This is a genomic window from Wolbachia endosymbiont of Glossina morsitans morsitans, assembly GCF_000689175.1.
Taxonomy (GTDB): Bacteria; Pseudomonadota; Alphaproteobacteria; order Rickettsiales; family Anaplasmataceae; genus Wolbachia; species Wolbachia pipientis.
In genome coordinates, this window is record NZ_AWUH01000015.1 from 1 (window position 1) to 4,731 (window position 4,731).

General features: G+C 34.0%; 5 protein-coding genes and 1 pseudogene. 2 read left to right on the forward strand and 4 right to left on the reverse strand.

Annotated features, from left to right (window positions below):
* On the reverse strand, positions 1–252 hold a 252-nt coding region (locus WGMM_RS00460), incomplete at its 3' end, for a hypothetical protein (protein WP_038248354.1).
* Between the two features lie 209 nt (positions 253–461).
* Between WGMM_RS00460 and WGMM_RS00465 the strand changes: the two genes are divergently transcribed.
* Positions 462–1,085 (forward strand): DEAD/DEAH box helicase family protein, encoded by a 624-nt coding sequence (locus tag WGMM_RS00465; protein ID WP_038248357.1) that lies wholly within the window; start codon positions 462–464, stop codon positions 1,083–1,085.
* Here WGMM_RS00465 and tsaB read toward each other — a convergent pair.
* The 3 genes and pseudogenes from tsaB to WGMM_RS00480 form a co-directional block, all read right to left on the reverse strand.
* Entirely contained in the window at positions 1,080–1,664 is a 585-nt protein-coding gene (gene tsaB / locus WGMM_RS00470; protein ID WP_038248360.1) for a tRNA (adenosine(37)-N6)-threonylcarbamoyltransferase complex dimerization subunit type 1 TsaB, read from the reverse strand. The genes WGMM_RS00465 and tsaB overlap by 6 nt on opposite strands.
* Positions 1,664–2,819: pseudogene (locus WGMM_RS00475) on the reverse strand (cation:dicarboxylate symporter family transporter). The gene tsaB and the pseudogene WGMM_RS00475 overlap by 1 nt, the downstream one beginning before the upstream one ends.
* A 138-nt stretch (positions 2,820–2,957) precedes the next feature.
* Complete coding sequence (locus WGMM_RS00480) at positions 2,958–3,947, reverse strand: ribonucleotide-diphosphate reductase subunit beta (RefSeq protein WP_038248364.1); 990 nt, start codon at positions 3,945–3,947, stop codon at positions 2,958–2,960.
* Between the two features lie 131 nt (positions 3,948–4,078).
* Here WGMM_RS00480 and WGMM_RS00485 point away from each other — a divergent pair, with 131 nt between their 5' ends.
* Entirely contained in the window at positions 4,079–4,417 is a 339-nt protein-coding gene (locus WGMM_RS00485) for an outer membrane protein assembly factor BamE (protein WP_006279908.1), read from the forward strand.
* The last annotated feature ends 314 nt before the right edge of the window (positions 4,418–4,731 follow it).

Sequence of the window (4,731 nt, forward strand, 5' to 3'; positions counted from 1 at the left end):
TAAAACTCTTATGGCGTTCTCAGACCACCCCATTTGCAGTGCTTTATCTTTCAATTTATACTGCCTTTCAGTACTCTCCTGATTGAACCTTACCTGTACCGTTGGCTGTCTTAGATAAATATATGCTAGATTCAACACGTGGTGATTCTGAATTTTATGCTCTGTCATTATTAATATACTCCACTTAATACAAATAGCTATTCCGGTAGTGTCAATCGATGTTGCGGAGGTGGTTTTTTGCTCCAGTAGCATAATCTGTCCTTTACAATTATTTTGAGATCAATCACTAATTGTGTAATTACACAAACCATCAGAATAAAGCATCAGTTTATATACAGAATTTATGTTTTTAAATTACATAATATCTTAACTACAAAAATAATTTTCTATATAATATTTCATACGTTTTAAAGCTTCATTTTTATGTTTTTATAAATGTAAGTTTCAAGATTGAAAATAATATGGTAAATATTAACACAAAAAAACAGCCAGCAGGATTTTTCATATATCTCTCTGGTCTTTCGGGAAGTGGTAAACTTTCCACAGCAATAGAATTATCTAATATGATAAACGCATTAATTGTAAATAGTAAGTTCTATAACAATGTTCAAGCTTGCTCTATATACGATGGTGTCTTTGAACGTGATCAAATACCTAAAGAAGTTCAAGATAGAATATATGGCATTATGCAAATTATGCTTCAGGTAATAGAAAATTATCCGATTCACTCAAAAAATTACATATTTATTGATGAGTTGATGGAAAATAATGACCAGAACATGAGGATGTATGATTCAATAGTAAGGCTTAGTAAAAAAAAGAACACAGAAATCCTTCCTGTGGTACTTAGGTGTGATCTACCGACATTACAAAAGCGTATTGCATTAAAAAGGCAAAGAAAAAATAGGAAGGTGATTAATCTAAATAGCATGATAGAGCAATGTAGGATTAACAATTTATTTACACCACCGAGTACTATAGAAATAGAAAATTCAAATATGAGTATAAAAGAAGTAGCTCAAGAGATAGTAAACCAGATGCACAAGCTTAGCCAAATTGCGTGTATGCAAAAAAATAGTCTATAGCAATTTCATATACTGAGGCTCATTTAAATATAGAGCTTCAACTTCATTTAATTTTTGCTTGTTCTTTAGTCTACAATGAACTAATAGCCCTGCATGGCTAGCATTTAAATTGCAATCCATATGTGTACTGCTTGTAGCGTGACCAGGGTCACATGCTGCAGTTGGACCAGACAGCGGCAATAAATTGAAATCAAATAACTGTGTATAAAACCCTTGAGCATTTTTGATTATAGCTCTGATATTTTTTTTGCTATTTGCACAGAGCAAAGATATTGCGTAGGCTTGAACTTCCAGCGCACTAACCCCGTATAACGGCTTATTTGTAGCAAGATTTATACCTTGTGCAGCTGATATACCAACTCTAATTCCAGTGAAACTTCCTGGTCTAACTACTACCGCCAAATGATCTATTTTATCATAATTATAGTTGTGCTTATCAAATAAAGTACTTAGTATTTGAAAAAATGATTCTGTATGACTATTGCTGGTGGAATTGTGCTCTACAAAACAGTTACCATCATAATCAACTATTGCTATTGAACTACCAATACCTACAGTATCACTCGCTAAAATAGACATTACTTAAGCTTATCATAGAGTTTTGAAAATATCATAGTAAGAGTAGTAGAGTTTTGAAATATCATAGATATCATATCATTACCCATAACATTTGCTGAAGTGATTATTGGATCAAACACTGTGTGCTGTGATTAACGAAAGCATTTCTGGAGAAAATTTGGGGTATTTCTCAAGAATAGGTAGCATTACCATAATTCTTCCTGCCGGCACTACAACGATAGCAAACTTAAATAACAAAAAATAGAGAAGGAAAGTTACATAGTCTGTTGTGCACAATGAATAACCGGAGGCAATTATCATTGATAATATTATGATAAAAAAGCAACCACCTACTAAATGAAAGCTAGCAGTTATTGGCACAACAGACGATGCTATGTCAGGTTGCTTTAAATTTTTTTTGCTTCCTTCAAGACTAAGAGGCATAGTTGCATTACTAGACATTGTGCTCATCGCAGTAATAAATGCCGGTATCATATTGCCTATACTAGCTATCCAGCTTGTGATCTTGAATGAATTTGCTACTCCATATAAGAGGAAAACATAAAGGTAGGTTGCAGATGCTATAATAATGAAAATTATTGAGTAATCCTTAAATATTATAGATAAAACTTGATCATGCTGCATTTTTAAAGCAAGCCCAAGTACAAATATTGGAATAATCGGCGTCAAAAACGTCTTCAAAATAAAGAGAGTTAAATCTAACATTTTGTTCGAAAGCCCTTTACTTTTCTTGGGTAGCAGTGTGGACACTACTATGCTGGACACAAATCCACAGGCAAGGGCATAAAAATTAGAAAGCAATGCAGGCAGCCTAAACGACCATAAGGGAACAATTGTTTCTTCATACGTTATATCTTGTATTGAATGAGTGTTTTGTATGATGAAATGCCCAACAGAATAAGCTATTAAACTTGAAGCCAGATTTGACAAGAAGATCATTATAATAAGTAACAATATGAACTTTATAGCTGACTGCTTAAGATTGTTAACACTGCTAAAGATTAACGCAAAAATAATAAAAGGCATTATAAATAGCAAAACCTCTTTTATACTCAGGCTCGTTGAGTACAAGAAGGTTTTTGCTTCCATTGGAACTAAATGACCAAAGAATGCAACTGAAGTAATGACCGTGAGTAAGATTAATAGTTGTAGCACGTTCTTATATACCAATGTCCTATGGACATATATATGGTAAGTTAGTTCTTAAGTAAAGCAAAACTGTCTAAACTGCACGGCAAATAGTGTAATGAAAGTAGCTGACACTGGAATGACAAAGAAGAGTGAAATTAGCACTCACTTATTATTCGTGTCGTTTTCAGTAAAAGCCTCCTCCCATGTGCCTTGAGTTGCTGCACGGCTATACTCTGTTACTCTATTTTCAAAGAAATTCGTATGTTCCACGCCATTTAGTATTTCATCAAGCCACGGAATAGGATTATCATTAACATCATATATGGACTCAAGACCTAATTGCATTAACCGTCTGTTTGCTACGTAGCGTATGTAATTGCGCACTTCTTCTGCAGATAGTCCTTCAACGTCTCCGAAATTAAAAGCAAGCTTTATAAACTCATCCTCAAGCTCAACAATAGTGCGGCATGCAGAATACAATTCCTCTCTAAACTCATCGTTCCAAATTTCATTATTCTCTTTAATAAATGTATTAAATAACATAATAATTGAATTGGTGTGCAAAGTTTCATCACGGGCTGACCAGGCAATTATTTGTCCCATGCCTTTCATTTTTCCAAAGCGTTGAAAATTGAGCAAAATTGCAAATGATGCGAATAACTGCAACCCCTCGGTAAATGCACCAAACACCGCTAGAGTTTTAGCTACATGTTTTTTATCGTGTTTTTTGCTTTCCTCGAATTCTAACATGTATTCATACTTCTTTCTCATAGCATCATACTTTAAGAATGCTTGATACTCGCTTTCTGGCATGCCAATTGTGTCTAAAAGATAAGAATAAGCTGCAATGTGTATAGTTTCCATATTGGAAAAGCTTGCAAGCATCATGCATATTTCTGTTGGCTTAAATATATTTGAATAATGCCTCATGTAGCAGTTATTTACTTCAATGTCTGCCTGAGTAAAGAATCTAAAAATCTGAGTTAGTAGATTTTTCTCTACGTTTGAAAGTTTAGTTTTCCAATCCTTTACGTCATCAGCAAGCGGAACTTCCTCAGGTATCCAATGGATTCTTTGTTGCTGCAGCCACGCATCATACGCCCAAGGGTAATTAAAAGGTTTGTATATTGGATCTGCTTTTAACAATGACATAAGACACCTATTATTTTCTAAAGTAAATATTATATTAAGTGATATTGAGAATCAGTCAATTTAACTTTTTTGAAATTTGACGGCAGATAATTTATTAGTGTATTATAGCTTCAAATAATTTATCAACAGAAATGCGAGTATTAATATCTTTTATTTTATTATTTACAGTGAGCTGCACTCACACTATTCACAATCACGGAGCTCCTGGCATTAGTGTTGAATTGTGGAGCAAGATAAAAGTAGGTGACGATAAAGAAAAAGTGGTTCACACTTTAGGATCACCAACATTAGTATCAAAGTTCGATGACAATGTTTGGTACTATGTCTCATATAAAATTAAACAAGCCAATTTTTTAGGAAAAAGGAAGTATAGTAGCAAGTCTCTGCAAATTTCATTCGACCAGGACGGTAAAGTTGAAGATACAAAAGAAACTGACATCTTAGAGAGATCTTTGGCTGTTTCTGATTGAAAGTTTGCTAACTATAGAGTTTTTCTCACTCTTCTTTGCATCCAAGAACCGTATAACGTCATCCCAGTGCCCAGACACTGGAATCCAGGAAACTTAATTGCAAGTAATGCATTGGGTTTGGTGAGTATGGGTTTTGCGTTATAGAATGAAGCACTTTTGATGAATTTGTAAAGAAAACTGGATCCCAGTGGGCTTTGTTGCATCGCTCAAGTGAAAAGAACTGGCAGTTACTGACTCTCATTTTTTGTGGCATATTTTTTCTTCAACAGTTAAATGGCTATTTATAATGAATTTTGTCAGTAACTGCCAGTTCT

What these genes read in the sequence shown, in the direction of transcription:
- WGMM_RS00465 (WP_038248357.1), top strand. Translation starts at nt 462, where the DNA reads ATGGTAAATATTAACACAAAAAAACAGCCAGCAGGATTTTTCATATAT.
- tsaB (WP_038248360.1), bottom strand. Translation starts at nt 1,664, where the DNA reads ATGTCTATTTTAGCGAGTGATACTGTAGGTATTGGTAGTTCAATAGCA.
- WGMM_RS00480 (WP_038248364.1), bottom strand. Translation starts at nt 3,947, where the DNA reads ATGTCATTGTTAAAAGCAGATCCAATATACAAACCTTTTAATTACCCT.
- WGMM_RS00485 (WP_006279908.1), top strand. Translation starts at nt 4,079, where the DNA reads ATGCGAGTATTAATATCTTTTATTTTATTATTTACAGTGAGCTGCACT.